Genomic DNA, 3,545 nt, shown 5'->3' with positions numbered 1-3,545 from the left:
CTGATGACCATAGCAAGTCGGTCCCACCCCTTCCCATCCCGAACAGGACCGTGAAACGACTTTGCGCCGATGATAGTGCTGCAACCAGTGTGAAAGTAGGTTATCGTCAGGCTAGTTATTCCTAAAAACCCCGCCAGCAAATAATGCTGGCGGGGTTTTTTTCATTTCGGCGTAGAAATGCGATTTTAGTGCTGCGATGAATCTGTCACATGGGCAATCTTACTTGAGTTTGGCATGCTAAACTGGCAACTCATTCACTGAGGGCCCTGATCAGCCCATACTGCCATGTTTGTCCGCCTTGCCCTCCTTGCCGCCACCCTGGCGCTGAGCGTCGTCGATGTTGCTGTTGCCGATTCCGGGCCCCTCGACAAACTCAAAGCCCACCGGCTCGCTATTACGCTTGATAACGGGGTGTTAACGGGGCCCGGTGCCGCACCGCTGCTCGAAGCTTCGCGCCAGGCGCAGTACGTGCTGCTTGGTGAAGATCACGGTGTCGCCGAGATCGCCCAGTTCTCATCTGCCTACTTCAATGCCTTGACCCCTGTGGGTTTCACGACCCTGGTTACGGAAAACGGTGCAGTCGTGACAGGCGCGCTCGAAGGGATGCTCAAGCGTCAAGACGCGGTTGCTGCAATCGCCAGATTTAACGCCACCTATCCCGATTCCATCGCGTTTTACACGATGCGCGAGGAAGCAGAGATGCTGGCCGGCTTTGCCGTTACCGCAGGACCGCGCTTTCAGTACTGGGGCATCGACCAGGAGTTTTTGGGTTCCAGCAAATACCTGATCACCTCGATGCTGGCCCAGCCGGTCAATCCTGCCGCTCGCGCCAAACTCGAAGCGCTGCTGCAAATGGAAGCTGTCGCATATAGAAAAGCGGTAGATACCGGTAACCCCCTCGCTTACCTGATGCTGTCAGCTTCGACCGAAGAACTGGCCTCGCTGGGTCCGCTGCTGGCCGACCCCAAGGAACAGATTGCGCTAAGCCTGCTTGATGCACTATTGGAAAGCCGTGCCATTTATCAGAAGAGCGCTTCGCGGGTCCCCGGCGATCGCGACCTCTCCAACCGCATGCGCCTGGCGCTATTCAAGCGGACCCTGGCCTCCCGGCTCGGCGCGCAAGAGCAAAAGCTGCTGGTCAAGGTCGGTGCCAATCACGCGTACAAGGGTACCAATCCGCTCAATAATCGCGACATCGGCAACTTTCTGGCTGAACGCGCCGAAGGCCTGGGTAAAACCTCGCTACACGTGATCGTGCTGGCGGCAAAGGGTAAGCAGTTGAGATTCACAGGGCCCGGCAAGCCACATCAGGCGGCATTGATCGAACTCGACAGTCCTGCCTTCAAACTGCTGAACAGCGCCGGCGCCACCGATGGCAGCTGGTCGTTATTTGATCTGCGCCCACTGCGGTCAGGCTCGCGCAAACTGGCAGCGGGCGACATCGAATTGTTCAATCTGATCAACGGCTACGACTTTGCCTTGATCATCCCCGAAGGCAGTGCTTCGGCGCAGCTCGCGACGCCATAGAGGCTCTCGCGTCGTGCGAGCAGGATCGCCGCTGACTCCGCGCGCATGGTTGACCTGCCGCGCGATGTAGCGCGCGCTTTGCCCAACGCCGACGCGGGTGTTACTGCGTGGTGCAGTGTGCTAAGCCGGCGCCAGGAGCTGCCATACCGACGCCCTGTCGGGGAGGGCTTGCTGGTTCGGTAGAAACGTTGCTTTCTGTCGCGTCAGCGTCAGGCTCAGAGCAAGTTCAAGCCCTTGAGCATCACCAGCAGAATCAGCAATGGCGACACATAGCGCAGCAGTAACAGCACAATTCGCGCTGTGACAATATTGGGCAGTGCGCCCTGATTTGACAGCGCGCGCATAAACTGGTCGGCGCCCCATACCCAGCCTACGTATATGGCGAGGCAAATTCCGCCGATTGGCAACAATACATTGGACGAGACGAAGTCGAACAGGTCGAACATATTCATGCCGAACAGCTTGAAGTCGGCCAGCACATTGTTGGTTAGCGCGCAGCTGGAACCGAGCACCATCAAGACTGCGATGGTGAGCAAGGTCGACCTGGCGCGACTCAGACCCAGACGCTCGTGCAAAATCACGACCGGCACTTCCATCAGCGACAGCATCGCACCAGTAGCGGCCACCGCTGCCAGTACGAAGAACACGATCATCAGCAAGTGGCCACCGGGGATTTGCGAAAACACGGCCGGAATGGTGATGAACACCAGCGAAGGCCCGGCCGATGGCGCGAAGCCAAACGTGAACACCGCCGGAAAGATGGCGATGCCGGCCAGCATCGAGACAAACAGGTCGGCGATCATCACCCGCACCGTGGTTTGTGGAATATTCTGATCATCGCGAAAATAGGAGCCGTAAGTCATCATGGTGCCCATGCCCAGCGACAGTTTGAAGAACGCCAGGCCCATCGCGGTCAGGATGACGCCCGCAGTGATCTTGCTGAAATCGGGACGGAACAGGAAGGCTAGGCCATCGAGCGCCTTGTCCAGCGACAGGCTTACCGCGCAGAGCAGGAGCAATAGCAAAAACAGCAGCGGCATCAGTTTCTTGGCAACCGCCTCGATACCCTTGGTCACGCCCATCAGCAAAATGCCGCCAATAAATGCCAGCACTGCCCATTGCCACAGCAGCGATTGCAGCGGATCGCTGATCAGTGCGGTAAAGGCGCCTTCGGTGACCTGGTGATCGCTGCTAAGGATCGATCCGCCGATGGCCTTGAATACATAGGCGAATACCCAGGCTACTACTTCCGAATAAAACGACATGATCAGGAACGAGGCCAGCATGCCGGATACGCCGATCAGCCACCAGGGCAGGCGGCTCGGGCTGAGTTTTTGCAGCGCCGTGATCGGGTTGGCCTTGGCGGCACGGCCCATGGTGATCTCCGCAATCATGACGGGCAGACCGACCAGCAAGGTGGCCAGCAAATAAATCAGTAAAAAGCCGGCGCCGCCATTGGCCCCGGTGAGGTAGGGGAACTTCCAGATATTGCCCAGGCCGACGGCCGAACCCAGTGTGGCAGCGAGGACGCCGAAGCTGGAGCTGAACCCGCCACGTTTGATCGAATTATTAGTCATGACTGCTTTCCGCACCGGGTAAAAGGCTGCGATTGTAGCAGCGCGAAAATAAGTCTTGCAGCTTTGTATGGACACTGGCTATAATTCGCCCCCTCGCAGAACAACACATGCAAATGTCGAGTGAAGCGAGAGTAGAGAAGAAAAAGAAGTGCTTGACGAAATATTCGAAACGCCTCATAATCTTGCCTCTTCGCTGATGAACAAAACGCTTCCTCAGCAACGCAGTACCGAATAAGTTCTTTAAAAATTAACAGTCGATAAGTGTGGACGTTTGATGAAAGTGCACACAGCACTAGTTGCTGTGATACTTAACATATCAAATGTTCACAAGAAGTAATGAAATAGGCGCTATGAAAATAGTGGCCTGTCAGTATTTTGAGTGAGCAAACTCGGACCAATGGGACGAGTTTGGGTCAGCGATGACCCAACCAAAAACAGAGA

Annotated in this window: 2 protein-coding genes and 1 rRNA gene; 2 read left to right on the top strand and 1 reads right to left on the bottom strand. The window is 56.4% G+C overall.

Annotated elements, in window-relative coordinates; genetic code table 11:
* Together rrf and F8197_RS28130 are read left to right on the top strand one after the other, a co-directional pair.
* Positions 1-112: ribosomal RNA gene (rrf, locus tag F8197_RS28135) — 5S ribosomal RNA — on the top strand.
* 173 nt (positions 113-285) lie between these two features.
* The gene (locus F8197_RS28130; RefSeq protein WP_152885392.1) at positions 286-1,527 is read left to right on the top strand and encodes a hypothetical protein; all 1,242 of its coding nucleotides are present in this window, start codon (positions 286-288) and stop codon (positions 1,525-1,527) included.
* Between the two features lie 215 nt (positions 1,528-1,742).
* Here the strand turns inward: F8197_RS28130 and F8197_RS28125 are convergent, their stop codons facing one another.
* The gene (locus tag F8197_RS28125; RefSeq protein WP_152885390.1) at positions 1,743-3,104 is read right to left on the bottom strand and encodes a sodium-dependent transporter; all 1,362 of its coding nucleotides are present in this window, start codon (positions 3,102-3,104) and stop codon (positions 1,743-1,745) included.
* Positions 3,105-3,545: the final 441 nt, after the last annotated feature.

The sequence above is a fragment of the Duganella sp. FT27W genome, assembly GCF_009295655.1.
Taxonomy (GTDB): Bacteria; Pseudomonadota; Gammaproteobacteria; order Burkholderiales; family Burkholderiaceae_D; genus Rugamonas; species Rugamonas zoogloeoides.
This window is presented reverse-complemented; position numbering and strand designations above follow the sequence as displayed.